We start from the raw sequence: 14345 nt of genomic DNA, 5'->3' as shown, positions 1-14345 counted from the left end.
GATGCGTGCCTTTCCTCCTCCGGGTGCGGGCAGGAGCCTGATGCATATATGCCATACTTAGAGCCAATGCGGAGGCATAACGAAATTTGAGTTGACCGGTACATCTGCCATTTACAATATAGGTTACTTGTAAATTCAAGGGGCAGGGACATGAAGATTGCAGGTTCGAAGAGACTGGCGATGCGACTGGTGGGACTTTCGGCCCTGCTTTCGGGAACGAGCCTCTGGGCCGTGGCTGCCCACGCCGAGGCGCCGACCACCACCGAGGAGCTGGCGACAAACGAAATCGTGGTGACAGCAAGCCGGCGCGAACAGTCGCTGGTCGAGGTTCCGTCGGCGGTTACGGCGGTCTCTGGTGACGTGCTTAACGAGCGCGGCCTGACCGACATCCGCGACTTTGCCGCACTCGTTCCCGGCTTCTCGCTCGACGATCGCGGCGGCACCGACGTGCGCCTGATCCTGCGCGGCCAGAACACTGGCGGTGCGGGCGCCAGCGTTGCGACGATGATGGACGACGTCGTGCTGAGCTCGACCAGCGCGCTCAGCAACGGCTCGACTGTCACGCCCAACTTCGAGACTTATGACCTCGAGCGCGTGGAAGTCCTGCGCGGGCCGCAGGGCACGCTCTATGGCGCGACGGCGCAGGGTGGTCTGGTCAAGTACGTGACGAAGAAGCCTGATCTGGTGAAGGCGGGTGCCGCCGCCGAGGTTGGTTTTGAATCGGTCAATCAGGGCGAGACTGCCTTCAACGGTCGTGCCGTGGTCAATATCCCGCTCATCACCGACAAGCTCGCGATCCGCGCGGCCGGCTACTACATCGATCTGCCTGGCTATATCGACAACCCGCTGCTCGGCCTCAAGGATGTCAACCGCGGCAACCGCCGGGGCGGGCGCGTGTCGCTGCTGGCGAAGCCGACCGATCGTCTGTCGATCCGCGTGACGGGGGCTTATCAGAGCGAGGAATACGGCGCAGAAGGCGTGGTCGAAGTCGTCGGTTCGCCGGTTCCGGGCAGCGAGACATCGCGCTCGTTCGACCTCGTCGGCGGCACGCCGAGCGACCGCAAGGGCTTCCAGGGCGGCAACCGCGCGCGCTCGCGCTTCATCAACGGCGTGATCGACTGGGACGTGGGCTTTGCCGATCTGACCAGCTCGACGAGCCTGGTGAAAGTGAGCCGGCGGCAGGGCTTCGACATCAGCAACGGGCCGGTGGCGCCCTTCGTGACGCTGGGCGCCGCGTTCGGCGGGCTGTTCGGCGAGCCGATCACCCTTCCGTTGGTGCAGGACAACGATCACCAGAAGTTCAACCAGGAAGTGCGGCTTTCCTCGAAGAAGGGCGTCGGTCCGAGTTGGCTGACGTGGCAGGTCGGCGTCTTCCACTCCTATGAGGATGTGCTGTTCAGTCAGGATTTCGTGGTGCGTTCGGCAGCGGATGCCAGCCGGGAGCTGACGGTTCTGCCGTTCATTCCGGGCATTGGCGGGCTTGGGCTTGGCGGACAGCGCACCGATGCCAATTACAACGAGTGGTCGGGCTTCGGCGACGTGACGTTCAAGTTCGGGCGCTTCGAGCTGTCGCTGGGCGGGCGCTACACCGATATCCGGCAGGACGGCGTGGTGACCAACTTCCCGGGCGTGTTCACCGGTCCGCCGAGCGCGGCCGATCCGACGATCGCGGGGTCTGTTCCGTTCGTATCGAAGGAAAACAAGTTCACCTACTCGGTGGCGCCGCGGTTCGCGGTGACCGACCGCATCTCGCTCTACAGCCGCATCGCTTCGGGCTATCGCCCGGGTGGTCCGCTGACCGTGCCGGGGGCGGGAACGAATGGCATCCCGCGCAGCTTCCGGCCTGACAACACCGTCAACTACGAAGTCGGCACCAAGGGCGATATCGGCCCGCTGGCGTTCGACGTGGCGCTCTATCGGATCGACTGGACCGATGTGCAGGTGCTTGGCGCTGTAACCCCGCAGAGCGGCCCGACGCTGTTCGTCACCACCAACGGTGGCCGCGCGCGCAGCCAGGGCATCGAATGGGCGCTGGCGCTGCGGCCGGAAAAGAACCTGACGATTGCGTGGTCAGGCAATGCCGTCGATGCCACGCTGCGCTCGGACGTGCCGGGGATCGGTGGTTCTGCGGGCGACAATCTGCCCTACGTGCCGCGCTTCACCAGCACGGTGACCGGTGACTACCGCATTCCGCTGACCGGCTCGGTGACGGCGAATCTGGGCGCGACATGGTCCTATGTCGGCGGGCGCAATGGCGATTTCATTGCCGCGCCGCTGCTCAGCAACAATCCGCACCTGCCAGCCTATAGCACCTGGGACCTGCGCGCGGGAATCGAAGTCTCCGGCATCACGCTCGATGCGATCGTGCGCAACGTCTCGAACTCGCGCGGGATCACCGGTTATCGCAGCGCGTTCGGGTTCAACGGGACCACCGGTCAGGCCGCCATCGTGCAGCCGCGCTCGGTGCAAGTGCGGCTTTCCGGCCGGTTCTGACATGACCATGCCAATGGGGGAGGTGCCGCAAGTGCGGCTGCCACGGCCCTACCTGATCTTCGTGGGCGACGCGCAAAGTGCTGTCGCCGCGAAGACCGGGGCGGGAGTCTGTCACTGGGCACCTGAGGCCTGCACCGCGCAGTGGCGGCTTGGTGCGGATGCCTACGATATCGGCCTCCCGGACATGCGCCCGGTTGAGGCTGTGGCGGCGGGTGCCAGGGCGCTGCTGATCGGGGTTGCGCCGGTCGGCGGCAAGCTGCCTGCGCACTGGGTGCCGTGCATGATCGAGGCGCTGGAAGCGGGGCTTGATCTTGTCAGCGGGCTGCACACGCGGCTCGAATCCGTGCCTGAAATCGCGGCGAAAGCGGCGGAATTGGGGCGCAACTTGCACAACGTGCGGCATAGCGGCCTGAGCTTTCCAGTGGCGAGCGGGCGCAAACGCAGCGGCAAGCGATTGCTGACGGTGGGCACCGATTGCGCCATCGGCAAGAAGTATGCGGCGCTGGCGATTGCGCGCGGCCTCAGGGATCGCGGCGTTTCCGCAGATTTTCGCGCGACCGGGCAGACCGGGATCATGATTGCCGGCGGCGGCGTCGCGCTCGATGCGGTGGTGTCCGATTTCCTCGCGGGCGCGGCGGAATGTCTTTCGCCTGACGCGGCGGCGGATCACTGGGATGTGATCGAGGGGCAGGGCTCGCTGTTCCACCCCGCCTATGCGGCGGTGACGGTGGGTCTGATCAATGGCAGCCAGCCCGATGCGCTGGTGCTCTGTCACGAGCCGGGACGCCCCTGCATCAGCGACTTTCCGGACTATCCGATCGTGCCGCTGGATGTGGCGATCCCCCGCTATCTCGACATCGCGCGTCTGACCAATCCGGCTGCGATGTTTGTGGGTGTCAGCCTCAACACCTCCGCGCTCCCCGAAGCCGAAGCACGCGCGCTGTGCACGGTTATCGCGGGCGAGACCGGCCTGCCGACAACCGATCCGCTGCGCTTCGGGGTCGAACCCATTCTGGAACGGATGCTCGCATGGGCCTGACGATTGCGATGGAACCGCGCCACTGGCCGGTGAAGGAAGTGCTGACGATCGCGCGCGGTTCGATGACCGAGCAGCCGACGATCCATGTCACCTTGACCCGCGAGGACGGTGTGAAGGGGCGCGGCGAGGCCTGCGGCATTCCCTACAAGGGCGAGACGCCCGCGACGATGATGGCTGATATCGAGCAGGTCCGGCCGATCGTGGAGGCGGGCGTCACGCGAAATGCGCTGATCGATCTGCTCCCTGGCGGCGGTGCGCGCATGGCGCTCGATGCGGCGCTGTGGGATCTCGAGGCCAAGGCTGGCGAGGGCGATCCCTATGTCCGCAACGGCCTCACGCCGGGTTCGATCAATTCAGCCTACACCATCGGCATGCGCGATATGGCGGCCTATGAGGAGGCGGCCCGGCAGTATGCGGGCTATCCGCTGCTCAAGGTGAAAGTGGCGGCCGACGATCCGGTCGGCGCGATCAAAGCGGTGCGGCGCGGAGCGCCCGATGCGCGGCTGATTGTCGACGCCAATCAGGCCTGGAGCGTCGAGGCGCTGAAAGCCTTTGCCCCCGCGCTGGTGCCGCTGGGGGTCGCGCTGCTCGAACAGCCGATCCCGGTCGGCGCGGAAGCGGGCCTCGATGGCTGGACTTCGCCGATCCCGCTCTGCGCGGATGAATTGGTCGACGGGATCGCCGATCTCGACAAGGTCGTCGGGCGGTTCCAGCTGATCAATATCAAGCTCGACAAGGCGGGCGGGCTCACCTCCGCGCTGCGCCTTGCCGATGCAGCGCAGGCGCGCGGGCTGGGGCTGATGGTGGGCTGCATGCTGGGGTCCTCGCTCTCGATGGCCCCTGCGATGGTGCTCGCGCAGCGCTGCGCTTTCGTGGACCTCGACGGGCCGATGCTGCAGGCCGAGGATGTGGCCGAGGGCTACACCTACCTGAATGGCGTGGTTGCCGCGCCGCACAAGCCAGAGCTCTGGGGCTGACCGGTTTCCTCTCCGCAAGGGGAGGGTTGGGGTGAGGGGCTGCCGGCAAACCGCGCCGCTCGGGAGGTCCTCACCCCTAACTTCGAGCATGCGCCCTTGTTCAGGCGAGGGCAACCGCTTCAGGCGGCGTTGAGCGCTTCTGCTTCGGCTTTGGCGGCTTGGAATCCGGGGCCACGCACCATCTGCAGGGCCAGCGCGGCAAGAATGAGGATCGGGATAGCGACCACGGTCATTGCGGTGATGAGATGCGAGCCGTCTGCCGCGAGCGCATCGGACGCGGCGCCGACCAAGGGGCCTGATATTGCCGCGCAGATCATGGTCACGATGAACTGCACCGCGACCATGCGGCCGATCAGTGAGACCGGAACGAGCGTCTGGAAGACCGTCGGCTGGAACATCGCGCCGAGCGAGAGGAACAGGCCGAACGCGCCGAAGAACACGTAGAGCCCTGTCGCACTGTGGATGAGCGGGAGGACAAGGCAGCACACCAACATGCCGACCGAGGTGAACGCGAGCACCATTGCCGGGGCCATTGCTCCGAAGCGGGGAAGCGCAACGCGCGTGACAACGAGGCTGACGAGGAAGGCCGAGAAGGCCGAGCCGATCTGCGCTATACCCATGCCTGCGCCCACTTCGCTTGGGGCGGCATTGAACAGGCGCCCGGCGGCAATCGCAATCCACGGGCCGACCGCGCCGAACGCGAGTCCCGCCAGCGCTGAGCCGAGCACCAGCGGGAACAACTGGCCACGATGGCGCCAGAGATAGCTGCCGAAGGCGGGGCCAGCGGGCGAAGCTTCTGTCGCTGCTGGGGTGGGCGCCGCCGCGCGCGGGATCGGGAGCACCAGCGCGAGCGCCACCATCACAGGGCCGGCGGCGGCGGCGAGAAGGAAGCTGACGCGCCACGGTTCCATCTTGGCGAGTGTGCCCGGCAGATAGGGCTGCACCGTAGGCGTCAGTTCCACCAGCAGACCCGCGAGCGCGATGGCAAGCGCGCCGCCGCCGATGGCGGTTGCGACGAAGATCGAATTGGCGATCTGCCGCTGCGTGCCGGAGAACAGCCGCGGGATCGCGCTGTAGGCCACCGGTGACAGGCCAGCTTCACCCGCCGCGACAAGCCCGCTGAAAATGAGGATGGCCTCGAAACTGGGCGAAAGGCCTGAGAGCGCAACGGCAAGGCTCCATGCGGCGATGCAGCCCGCCAGCACGTAGCGATTGTCGAACCGGCCGGTCATCCAGCCAAGCGGATAGCTGGCGAGCGCGCCACAAACGGCGGTGCCGGTGCCTTGCAGCAGCCCGATCTGCACGTCGGTGAGGTGGAAGGCCTGCCGCACCTGCTCGTTCACCAGCAGCAAGACATAGCGATCGGCAAAGGAAACAAGGCTGATCAGCGACAGTGCACCGAGCACAAGCCAGGCGGCGAAACCGGCGCGGGCGGGAGGTTCGCCGAGCAGGGAAGCGGGTTCGTCCGTCGTCGCAGTGCTTGCCATCAAATCGCCCTTACTTCCAAGTTGACCTACTTGTAACTTCAACCTAGCATGTTTGGACTGTAAGGCAATCGGGGCAGATCGACCATGGCGGAGAGGGGGCCAGAAACGGCGGAGATCCCGGCCCTAGACACGCTGGCGCACCGCGTGACGCGCGAACTCAACGCCGGCTTTGTCTTTGCCCACGTGACCACGCGGCCTTCCGACCCCGGCATGCGTAGTCCCTCCGGCGAGCCGTGCCGCATATCGCGCTTCGGCATCGACGGCGGGGCGCTCGGCATGCTTTCCTATACCCGGCTGCAGGCGTTCGGGTACCTGCTCGGCTGACACGCGAAAGGCTTTTGCGATGACGGACATGACCCACGTCGGCCTCCCCGCGCCGGACTTGCGCGTTGACGTGCCGATGCGCGACGGGGTGACACTCGATACTTGCGTGTGGCTGCCGGCGGGAGGCGGTCCGGTGCCGGCGATCCTCATCCGCACGCCCTACAGCCGTGCGGTGAGCGGGGTGAACGAGCCGCCGATGGTGCGCTACCTGCAAAGCGGCTTGGCGGTGGTAATGCAGCAGATCCGCGGCATCGGACGTAGCGGCGGGCACTTTGCCTTCATGGCCCCGCATGAGCGCGATGACGGCTACGACGCGGTCGAATGGATTGCCGCGCAGGACTGGTGCACCGGCGCGGTCGGGCTTGATGGGCACAGCTATGCCGGGATGACGCAGCTGACGACTGCGATCGCTCAGCCGCCGCACTTGCGCTGCATGGCACCGGCGGTCGTCAGCACCGATTTCTTCCTCGAGCCGCCCTATGTCGGCGGCGTGTTCTCGCGCATGCACACGCTGGTGTGGTGCGAGGCGCTCGATTTCCCCTCGATGCTCGAGCCGAAGGACGGCGCTTTCGCGATGCACGGGTTCATGAGCGATCCCTCTCTGCTCGCCTCATGGCTCTCGCGCCCGGTGCGCGCGGCGGGGGCGGGCCTGAAAGGCGACCTCAGGAAGCATTACGAAGACTCGCTTGATCACCCGACGTTCGACGACTGGTGGGCCGCGCGCAGCTTCAGCGCGGAAGACTTTGCGAAGATCACGGTGCCGACGCTGGTGGTCTCGGGCAATTTCGATCCGAGCGTGGGGACCATGCACCTGTGGCGAGGGCTCGAGGCGGGACCGGTTTCGCCGGACAGACGCTGGCTGCTGATCGGGCCTTGGGACCACAACGGCGCCTACAACGGCGGCGATCGCTATCACGGTCCGTTCGATCTGGGACCGGACAGTGACCTCGATCTCGTGGCTTTGCGAATCGCGTTCTTCAAGCACTACCTGGTTGATGAATCGGACGGCGCACTGCCTAAGGCGCGCGTTCAGCATTTCCTCACCGGCGCAAACCGGTGGGTGGCGGGCGATGCATTCCCGCTGCCGGGGGCAGCTGAGCGGGTGCTCCATCTTGCGAGCGGTGGTCATGCCAACTCGCTGCGGGGCGACGGGTGGCTGCTCGATGCGGCGCCCGATGGCGCTGCCGTGGCTGACAGTTTCGTCGACGATCCCGATTGGCCGATCGTCTGCCCGCTGCCGGGGCTCAAGGGGCCGCACCACCGGCTCGATCTGCGCGAGCTGGCGCGGCACCACGATGTGCTGGTCTACCAGACCGGGCCGCTCGCCGCGCCGCTGACGGTGATGGGCGAGGCGCGGCTGGAGCTGGAGGTGAGCGCGGACGTGCCGGATGCCGATGTCGTGGTCTATCTCGTCGAGGTTGCGGCGGACGGGAACTGGAACTTCCTCGCCTTCGGCCAGCTGCGGCTGCGCTACCGCGAGGGGTTTGACCGCGAGGTGATGCTGACGCCCGGCGAGGTCGTGCCGATCAGCTTCACACTGAGCCATGCCGCGCACGAAATCCCGGCGGGCGGCAATCTGGCGCTGCTGGTGCTGGGCGGCAATTTCCCGCTGCTTGATCCCAATCCGCATGGGCTTGGGCCGATTGCCGACCAGACCGAGAATCGCCCCGCGCAGCAGTGGCTGCACCATGGCGGCTCCCACCGCGCCGCGCTCTGCCTGCCGGTGCTGGCCTAGTCGCCCTTCGGATAGTTCGAGAGGAAGCCGGTCATCACCAGCAGTTCGCGCATGGTGGCAAACTCGGCTGCGGCGGTGTTCTGGCCGGTCTGGGCGAAGCCGGGGAGCAGGCCTGCGAGTTCGGCCGTTACCGGATGCACGAACTCGATCTCGAGCCGATAGGGCGCGGGTAGGCGCAGCAGTGTCCGGGGCGCGCGGGTGATTGCGCGCAAGGCGGCCTCTCCGACCATAGCAGCGCCCTCCGAGGGCGTTACGGTGGCGACCGAACGCCAGGCGATGAACTGCTTCACCGCGCAGGTGTCCGCGTCGGGAAGATAGCCTGATACTTCGCGGCAGATCGCATCGTCGCCGGTGACGAGGATGACGGGAACCCCGATCTCGCCTGCAAAGGCCGCGAGCAGCCGCGCCTCGGAGCAGCTTTCGCCGTTCACGCGCACATCGTTGAACAGGCCACCGTGAAACGTATGGGCGAGTGTTCCGGCTCCGCTGCGCGCGCCGCTGTGGAAGCCGATGAACATGCAGGCATCGACACCCGGCCAGTCGGCACCTTCCATCTGGCCGAGCGGGCGCGGCCAGGAGCGGATCAGCCGGGTTCCGGCGGGCAGGCGATCGGGCAGGAGGTTCTGCGCGTTGCCGTGGCCGTCTGCGATGATCACTTCGCCATAGCCATTGTCGAGCGCTGCACGTGCGGCGGCGGCAACTTCGGCGGTCATCCAGCTGCGCGCGGTTTCATACTCGAACTGGCCGGGGAGCAACTGGCTCACGCTGGCGACGCCGGCGATCCCTTCCATGTCGGCGGAAATGAACAGGCGGCGGCGGGGAGGGGCGCGGGACATGGCGGCACCCTTTCGAAACTTACGAGTCGAGTCAATTGCAAGTGCGTCAGGCCGCCGGTTCCAGTTCGCCGTCACCGCCGACGACGACTTCAAGCCAGTCGACAAAGGCCCGTGCGCGGCGGCTGGACTTGCGGCCCGAGGGGAACATGGCCCAGACATCGAGCGTGCTGAGGCCCCATTCTGTGAGCACCGGGCGGACGGTTCCCGCCGCCAGTTCCGGCGTGAACATCAGCCGAGAACCCATGCCGATGCCGAGCCCGGCGAGGATGCACGAGCGCATGCCTTCCGCGGCGCTCACCCGCAGCGTCGGCTGCACCGCGATCGACACGGCGGCGGTGCCTCTGGTGAACGACCATGCGGTCGCACCCTCGAACTGGCTGTAGGCCACCACGCGGTGTGCCAGCAGATCCTCAGGCGTTTTCGGTGCGCCCATCCGGTCGAGATAGGCGCTGGAGGCAACAAGCAGGCGCTGTGAACTGCCGAGGCGGCGTGCGACAAGGCTGCTGTCCGCCGGTTTGCCGAGGCGTATCGCGAGATCGACGCCCTGTTCGATCAGATCGACCCAGCGGTCGTCGAGGATCAGATCGATGGCAAGATCAGGATGTGTGTCGAGAAATTCCGAGAGACGCGGCAGGATATGCAGCGCGGCATAAGTCGGCGGCGCGGCAAGGCGCAGGCGGCCGGCAAGCGAGGTCGCCGCCTCGCGCGCGGCGGATTCGGCCTCGTCCGCTTCATCGAGCACGACGCGCGCGCGCTCGTAATAGCGCTGGCCCGCTTCGGTGAGGTGCTGGGCGCGGGTGGTGCGGGTGAGGAGGCGGACGCCGAGGTATTCCTCGAGATTGGCGATGGCTTTGGAAACGGCGGGCTGGCCCATGTTCAAGCGTCTGGCGGCGGCCGAAAAACTGCCGGTTTCGACCACCGTGGCAAACTGTTTCATGGCAACCAGCCGGTCCATACATTCATTCCCCTTTGGAACAGATGCTATCAGAACGGGGTTCCTTATGCCAAGCCGAGGAATTGGTCATTGTGGTTTCAACGCCAGAGACGGCGGAACGATTTCAACCTGCGGAGACCGACGATGACCAACCGAACCATGCGCTTCACCGCTGCGGAAAACTGATCGCCGGTTACCTCACCCTCTCCCTGCGGGCGCCCATCCCCATCCCCCTCCCTGGCGCCGCACACCTCGGACGACAAGGCCGGTCTCCAGTCCCCTTTGGGCCCAAGCCTTGTCGTCCTTCTTTTTTCCAAAGGACCCCGCCATGACCACGACGCTCAAGTCCGCGCTCGACCAGTTCCGGCTCGAGTTCACCGGCAAGATCCCGCCCGAGATTGCCGCCGCCATGACGCGCGCGGACAACGAACTGGCGGCTTCCGGCATTGCCGCCCAGGCGCTCGGCGCTGGAGCGGAAGCTCCTGATTTCACGCTGAAGGGCGCGCGCGGCGAGACCGTGACGCTGTCCAGGCTGCTCCGCCAGGGCCCGGTCGTGGTGAGCTTCTACCGCGGCGGCTGGTGCCCTTATTGCAACCTTGAGCTGCGCGCGCTGCAGGCGGTGCTGCCCGAGATCACCGCGCGCGGCGCCAGCCTTGTCGCGATCTCGCCTGAACTGCCCGACGAGAGCCTCTCGACCGCCGAGAAGAACGAGCTTGCCTTCCCGGTGCTGAGCGATACCGGCAGCCGCGTCGCCCGCAACTGGGGCATCGCCTTCGATCTCGCTGAAGAGCTGCGCCCGATCTACAGCCGCTTCGGCCATGCCCTGCCGGATCGCAACGGCGGTACCGAATGGATCCTCCCGGTACCGGCCACCTTCGTGATCTCGGACTGCGGGATCGTGCGGCTGGCTTTCGTTGATACCGACTATCGCAACCGGCTGGAACCCGAAGCCGTCCTCTGCGCGCTCGATGCGATTGCCGCCGCCCGCGCGCGCGTCGCTGCGGAGTACGGCTGATGCGCAGCATTTTTCATCGCACCCGCCAGTTCATGGCCGATGAGCTGGGTCTTGCTGCCGTCGCCTATGCCGGCAGCTCCAGCATGACCACGGCCATGATCGCGGTGGCTGTCGATATCGTCATGCAGGGCCGCCGCGCCCTCAGCGTCAATTTGCCCGGGATTGCCGGATGAATGCGATTGATGCGGATCCGTTGCGTCCTCGCGTCCTGATCACTGGTGCTTCGCGCGGGATCGGATTTGCTGCTGCACAAGTGCTTGCGGCGCACGGCTGGGATGTCACCGGTGTGGCACGCAGCGCCCCGGGCTGCTTCCCCGGCACATTCATCGAGGCTGACCTCCTCGACGAGACTTCGCTGGCGGAGCTGGCTGGCCAGATTGCCGCAGGTCCTCCGCTCGCCGGACTGGTCAGCAACTTCGGCATGGCGCGTCATGAAGCGCTGATCGATGCCGGGTGGGACGACTTTGCCGCGCTGATGGCCGCCAATGTCCGCCCTGCGCTTGCGCTAGCGCAGGCGGTGCTGCCCGGCATGCGTGCAGCGCGTTATGGGCGCATCGTCCACGTGACGAGCATGGTGACGCGCGGCAATCCCTGGCGCACCGGCTATGCCGCTGCCAAGGCCGCGCTCGAAAGCCTCGTGCGCACGATCGCGGTAGAGGAAGCACCCTATGGCATCACCGCCAATGCGGTCGCGCCGGGACCCACCGCGACTGAACTGTTTCGCACCAACAACCCGGCGGGGAGCGAGGGCGAAGCACGCTATCTCGCGCAAATCCCGATGCGGCGACTGGGACAGCCCGACGAGATTGCCGAGGCCATCGCCTTCTTCCTCTCGCCCGGCGCGGGCTTCGTCACCGGTCAAACGCTGTTTGTCGATGGAGGCGCTGGCCTTGGCCGCTAGGCATGCGACGGTCCTCGGTGTAACCTGTTGATGGCGCGGTACGAACTGCCGTTTATCGGCGTTACCTTCGAGGAGGAACCATGTTCCAGAAGTTGCGACTGGTCAGCCATCACCTTTGCCCCTACGTCCAGCGTGCCGTGATCACCGCAGGCAAGCTCGGCATACCTTTCGAGCGGATCAACATCGATCTTTCGGCCAAGCCCGACTGGTTTCTGGCAATCTCTCCCACCGGCAAGGTGCCGCTGCTGCAAGTGACACGCGCCGACGGTGGTGAGCATGTGCTTTTCGAAAGTGCGCCGATCGCAGAGTTCTTCAATGACATCGGTGGCGGCGAGATGCTCGCGGCCGATCCGGTCGAGCGCGCGAGGCAGCGTGCGTGGATCGAGTTCGCCTCGGGCACCCTGGCCGAGATCGCGGGGCTCTACGCGGCACCCAATGCCGAGGCTTTCGATGCCAGGTGCGCTTCCATCACGGTCCGGCTCCGGCAGGTGGAAGCTGTGGTCGGCGACGTCTGGTTCTGGGGCGACCGGTTTACGCTGGTGGACGCCGCGTTCGGGCCGCTCTTCCGCTATTTCGATCTGTTCGAAAAGCGGCTGGACCTGCGCCTGATCGATGACTTGCCCCGCCTTGCCGCGTGGCGGGCGCGGCTGGCGGCCGATCCGGTAGTGGCGGGCGCCGTGGCGGAGGATTACCCGCAGCGGCTCGAAGCCTTCATGCTGGCGCGGGGAACCGAACTATCGCGGCGGCTGGAATCGGTCGACGCGTGATCTGTTCGCTTGAAGTGGCCGGCTGCAACGCTGCTTGCTGCCGGCTTCTTTTCAGTAGATGTGCAGCGAGCGGATGAAGGGGCTGGTGATGTCGCGCGCGACCCTTGCCTGATTTGCATTCCGCTCGATGGTGTAGCGCGCGATGGCGGCAAGCCAGGGCAGGAAGGCGCGGGAGCTGTCGAACGTGTGGCGGCGGGTGTGAAGCACAAGCAGCGCATCGCGGACCGCATCGTCTAAGGCAGAGGGAGCCAGCCGAACGCCGTAGTAGCGCCGCAGCCAGCGGGCCGATTCCTGCAGCAGGGTGCGATAGGCGAGAGTATCGCCGCAGAGGCTCGCCGCCATGGCCGACTCCCACGCGAAGGTGCCCGCCAGCGGCCATGATTGCTTGCGCGCCATTGCCTGTTCCTGGCTGATTTCCATGTTTCTCTCCAGACACTTGGCTGATGCAGTGAACTTGCCGCGCGCCCTGAGCGTTGCCCACGCTTCTGGAGGTTATAGTATCTATTCCCTCCGGGCATTTCCATACATTTTTCGTTTTATTACAAATAAGTATTCCCATTCTGGGGGTGAATCGACCGGTAACCGTCTCTCCGGCCCAAGCGAACCCTTGTGCAACGGCCGCAACGGTGCGGCCGCCCTTGCTCGGGAGACTTGCCATGCACAACCTTACCCAGCCCGCCGACAAGTCGGGCCTCGCCGCGCTGATCGGCACGGGCCTTGGCCTTTTCGCGATGACCGCTGTCGCCGTCGGCGGCGCGATCGCCGGCGTTGCGATGATGATGTATTGAGCCCATGGGTCAGCTGCTGGAGCCGCCGGGCCAGACCTCGGCGGCGATGCGGCGCCATGAGCCGCCCAGAACAAGGGCAAGTGCCGCTTCGTCATAGCCGCGCGCGGTGAGCTTGCCGACGACCGGAGCGAGCACTTCGGGCCCCAGCATCGGCACATCTGCAGAAAGGCCCGCCGGAAAACTGTCCGCCGAAGCCGCGATCAGGGCGGCAAGTTCGTCCGGATCATAGGCATAGTCGAGCGCCAGGCCGACATGCGCCGGGCCGGCGATCTGGACCACGTGGTCGATATGGCAGACCATTGCCTCGATCAGATCGGCACCCGCTGGCGCCAGAAAATCACCGATCCCGTTGATGCCGATCACCCCGCCGCGCTGCGTGCAGGCGCGGATTGCCGCATCGCTGATGTTGCGCGGATGCGCGTGCAGCGCGGCGCAATTGGAATGCGAGAACAGGACCGGGCCGGGCGCCGCTGCGATGATGTCGAGCGCCGTTCTGCGACCTGCATGCGAACAGCACACCACGATCCCGGCCTCGTGTAGTGCCGTGATGACGGCACGGCCCGACGCAGTCAGTCCCTCATCATCTTCGTCAAGGCACCCCGCGCCGAGGGCATTGGCGCGGTTGTAGACCAGCGCGGTCCAGCGCACGCCGAGATCGGCGTAGAGCCGCGCGAGCTCCGGCGCATCCGCCAGCGCGCCGGCGCCTTCAAGGTCGAACACCACCGCCAGCTTCCCCGCGCTGCGAGCGACGTCGATTTCTGCAAGCGTTCCGGCCACGGCATAGTCGGCATCGTGCGCGGCAATCCATGCGCGAAACGTTGCCAGCATGCGCATATGCTCAAGCGGGCCTTGCGCGTCATAACCGATATTGAGCGAGACGACGTGAAAGCCCGCCGCGCGCAGCCGCTCCAGCCCGGGCAGGAAGCGTGTGTCACCGGGGCGCAGGGGCATGCAGGCATGGTTGTCCCACACGGTGGCATCGGCGGGGAGCACGATCATGCTGGGCGTTTCCTTCCGTGGTGGACTTCCCGGCCGGCCGCATCGACCGA

Annotated in this window: 15 protein-coding genes; 10 read left to right on the top strand and 5 right to left on the bottom strand. The window is 66.1% G+C overall.

Features of this window, described 5'->3' with window-relative positions:
- Positions 1-150: 150 nt before the first annotated feature.
- From NDB2M1_RS01600 to NDB2M1_RS01590, 3 genes are read left to right on the top strand one after another with little or no spacing between them, the layout of a single operon-like run.
- Positions 151-2493, top strand: a complete 2343-nt coding sequence (locus NDB2M1_RS01600) for a TonB-dependent receptor (protein ID WP_072378989.1) — start codon at positions 151-153, stop codon at positions 2491-2493.
- A gap of 1 nt (position 2494) precedes the next feature.
- Positions 2495-3532 carry a DUF1611 domain-containing protein gene (locus NDB2M1_RS01595; protein WP_216233922.1) on the top strand — a complete coding sequence of 346 codons (1038 nt, stop codon included), beginning with the start codon at positions 2495-2497 and terminating at the stop codon, positions 3530-3532.
- The gene (locus NDB2M1_RS01590; protein ID WP_072378987.1) at positions 3523-4509 is read left to right on the top strand and encodes a dipeptide epimerase; all 987 of its coding nucleotides are present in this window, start codon (positions 3523-3525) and stop codon (positions 4507-4509) included. Before NDB2M1_RS01595 ends, NDB2M1_RS01590 begins: the two co-directional genes overlap by 10 nt.
- Positions 4510-4628: 119 nt before the next feature.
- Here NDB2M1_RS01590 and NDB2M1_RS01585 read toward each other — a convergent pair whose 3' ends face one another.
- Positions 4629-5996: an MFS transporter gene (locus NDB2M1_RS01585; protein WP_072378985.1), complete on the bottom strand. Its 1368-nt coding sequence runs from the start codon at positions 5994-5996 to the stop codon at positions 4629-4631.
- An 84-nt stretch (positions 5997-6080) separates the two neighbouring features.
- On the opposite strand from NDB2M1_RS01585, the gene NDB2M1_RS01580 reads away from it, so the two are divergent.
- Positions 6081-6320 carry a hypothetical protein gene (locus NDB2M1_RS01580; protein WP_072378983.1) on the top strand — a complete coding sequence of 80 codons (240 nt, stop codon included), beginning with the start codon at positions 6081-6083 and terminating at the stop codon, positions 6318-6320.
- A gap of 19 nt (positions 6321-6339) precedes the next feature.
- Positions 6340-8055, top strand: coding sequence for a CocE/NonD family hydrolase (locus NDB2M1_RS01575; RefSeq protein ID WP_072378981.1), 1716 nt, complete (start codon positions 6340-6342; stop codon positions 8053-8055).
- Here the strand turns inward: NDB2M1_RS01575 and NDB2M1_RS01570 are convergent.
- Positions 8052-8891, bottom strand: coding sequence for a M55 family metallopeptidase (locus NDB2M1_RS01570; RefSeq protein WP_072378979.1), 840 nt, complete (start codon positions 8889-8891; stop codon positions 8052-8054). The two genes, NDB2M1_RS01575 and NDB2M1_RS01570, sit on opposite strands and share 4 nt — an antisense overlap.
- 46 nt (positions 8892-8937) lie before the next feature.
- Entirely contained in the window at positions 8938-9828 is an 891-nt protein-coding gene (locus tag NDB2M1_RS01565; RefSeq protein ID WP_197274393.1) for a LysR family transcriptional regulator, read from the bottom strand.
- A gap of 325 nt (positions 9829-10153) precedes the next feature.
- Between NDB2M1_RS01565 and NDB2M1_RS01560 the strand changes: the two genes are divergently transcribed.
- From NDB2M1_RS01560 to NDB2M1_RS01550, 4 genes are all read left to right on the top strand, one after another.
- Complete coding sequence (locus tag NDB2M1_RS01560) at positions 10154-10840, top strand: peroxiredoxin-like family protein (RefSeq protein WP_072378977.1); 687 nt, start codon at positions 10154-10156, stop codon at positions 10838-10840.
- On the top strand, positions 10840-11013 hold the full coding sequence (locus tag NDB2M1_RS22515; RefSeq protein ID WP_171955295.1) for a hypothetical protein: 174 nt from the start codon (positions 10840-10842) through the stop codon (positions 11011-11013). Before NDB2M1_RS01560 ends, NDB2M1_RS22515 begins: the two co-directional genes overlap by 1 nt.
- Positions 11010-11741 (top strand): SDR family oxidoreductase, encoded by a 732-nt coding sequence (locus tag NDB2M1_RS01555; RefSeq protein WP_054123073.1) that lies wholly within the window; start codon positions 11010-11012, stop codon positions 11739-11741. Before NDB2M1_RS22515 ends, NDB2M1_RS01555 begins: the two co-directional genes overlap by 4 nt.
- Before the next feature lie 80 nt (positions 11742-11821).
- On the top strand, positions 11822-12508 hold the full coding sequence (locus NDB2M1_RS01550) for a glutathione S-transferase family protein (RefSeq protein ID WP_054123072.1): 687 nt from the start codon (positions 11822-11824) through the stop codon (positions 12506-12508).
- A 51-nt stretch (positions 12509-12559) separates the two neighbouring features.
- Here NDB2M1_RS01550 and NDB2M1_RS01545 read toward each other — a convergent pair whose 3' ends face one another.
- Positions 12560-12928 carry a sigma factor gene (locus NDB2M1_RS01545; protein ID WP_072378975.1) on the bottom strand — a complete coding sequence of 123 codons (369 nt, stop codon included), beginning with the start codon at positions 12926-12928 and terminating at the stop codon, positions 12560-12562.
- Positions 12929-13164: 236 nt separating this feature from the next.
- On the opposite strand from NDB2M1_RS01545, the gene NDB2M1_RS23300 reads away from it, so the two are divergent.
- Complete coding sequence (locus tag NDB2M1_RS23300; RefSeq protein ID WP_256374880.1) at positions 13165-13296, top strand: hypothetical protein; 132 nt, start codon at positions 13165-13167, stop codon at positions 13294-13296.
- A gap of 9 nt (positions 13297-13305) precedes the next feature.
- Here the strand turns inward: NDB2M1_RS23300 and NDB2M1_RS01540 are convergent, their stop codons facing one another.
- Positions 13306-14295 (bottom strand): dipeptidase, encoded by a 990-nt coding sequence (locus tag NDB2M1_RS01540; RefSeq protein ID WP_072378973.1) that lies wholly within the window; start codon positions 14293-14295, stop codon positions 13306-13308.
- Between the last annotated feature and the right edge of the window lie 50 nt (positions 14296-14345).

This window comes from Novosphingobium sp. NDB2Meth1 (assembly GCF_900117425.1).
Lineage (GTDB): Bacteria > Pseudomonadota > Alphaproteobacteria > Sphingomonadales > Sphingomonadaceae > Novosphingobium.
The sequence above is the reverse complement of the archived record's forward strand: the minus strand, read 5'-3'. Positions and strand labels throughout refer to the sequence as shown.

Bases quoted from the DNA above. Each gene is read 5' to 3' on its own strand.
- NDB2M1_RS01600 (WP_072378989.1), top strand. From the start codon at position 151: ATGAAGATTGCAGGTTCGAAGAGACTGGCGATGCGACTGGTGGGACTT.
- NDB2M1_RS01595 (WP_216233922.1), top strand. From the start codon at position 2,495: ATGACCATGCCAATGGGGGAGGTGCCGCAAGTGCGGCTGCCACGGCCC.
- NDB2M1_RS01590 (WP_072378987.1), top strand. From the start codon at position 3,523: ATGGGCCTGACGATTGCGATGGAACCGCGCCACTGGCCGGTGAAGGAA.
- NDB2M1_RS01585 (WP_072378985.1), bottom strand. From the start codon at position 5,996: ATGGCAAGCACTGCGACGACGGACGAACCCGCTTCCCTGCTCGGCGAA.
- NDB2M1_RS01580 (WP_072378983.1), top strand. From the start codon at position 6,081: ATGGCGGAGAGGGGGCCAGAAACGGCGGAGATCCCGGCCCTAGACACG.
- NDB2M1_RS01575 (WP_072378981.1), top strand. From the start codon at position 6,340: ATGACGGACATGACCCACGTCGGCCTCCCCGCGCCGGACTTGCGCGTT.
- NDB2M1_RS01570 (WP_072378979.1), bottom strand. From the start codon at position 8,891: ATGTCCCGCGCCCCTCCCCGCCGCCGCCTGTTCATTTCCGCCGACATG.
- NDB2M1_RS01565 (WP_197274393.1), bottom strand. From the start codon at position 9,828: ATGAAACAGTTTGCCACGGTGGTCGAAACCGGCAGTTTTTCGGCCGCC.
- NDB2M1_RS01560 (WP_072378977.1), top strand. From the start codon at position 10,154: ATGACCACGACGCTCAAGTCCGCGCTCGACCAGTTCCGGCTCGAGTTC.
- NDB2M1_RS22515 (WP_171955295.1), top strand. From the start codon at position 10,840: ATGCGCAGCATTTTTCATCGCACCCGCCAGTTCATGGCCGATGAGCTG.
- NDB2M1_RS01555 (WP_054123073.1), top strand. From the start codon at position 11,010: ATGAATGCGATTGATGCGGATCCGTTGCGTCCTCGCGTCCTGATCACT.
- NDB2M1_RS01550 (WP_054123072.1), top strand. From the start codon at position 11,822: ATGTTCCAGAAGTTGCGACTGGTCAGCCATCACCTTTGCCCCTACGTC.
- NDB2M1_RS01545 (WP_072378975.1), bottom strand. From the start codon at position 12,928: ATGGAAATCAGCCAGGAACAGGCAATGGCGCGCAAGCAATCATGGCCG.
- NDB2M1_RS23300 (WP_256374880.1), top strand. From the start codon at position 13,165: ATGCACAACCTTACCCAGCCCGCCGACAAGTCGGGCCTCGCCGCGCTG.
- NDB2M1_RS01540 (WP_072378973.1), bottom strand. From the start codon at position 14,295: ATGATCGTGCTCCCCGCCGATGCCACCGTGTGGGACAACCATGCCTGC.